This is a genomic window from Massilia sp. NBRC 108631, from assembly GCF_059704565.1.
This window is the reverse complement of record NZ_BAAKJE010000122.1, coordinates 1-201: the sequence shown is the minus strand read 5'-3', so window position 1 is coordinate 201 and position 201 is coordinate 1. Positions and strand designations below refer to the sequence as shown.

Genomic DNA, 201 nt, shown 5'->3' with positions numbered 1-201 from the left:
ATCATCAAACGCCCACACTTATCGATTGTAAATTTTTAAAGAATTCTGCGTTGTTGCTGAAGCGTTTTGTTCAGCAGCAGAGAAGGAAGATTATGGGGCGTTTCGTTAAATCCGTCAACCCCTGTTTTCCTACCTCTCCTACGCTGCAAGCAGTGCTCAGCAGCGCGGGGACAGAACTATAGCAAAGGCTCTCGCATTCCG

General features: G+C 47.3%; 1 protein-coding gene. It reads left to right on the top strand.

Features of this window, described 5'->3' with window-relative positions; genetic code table 11:
• Window positions 1–182 (top strand): hypothetical protein (locus tag AC6H42_RS13435; protein WP_497548258.1); only part of this gene is annotated, 182 nt, incomplete at its 5' end.
• Between the last annotated feature and the right edge of the window lie 19 nt (window positions 183–201).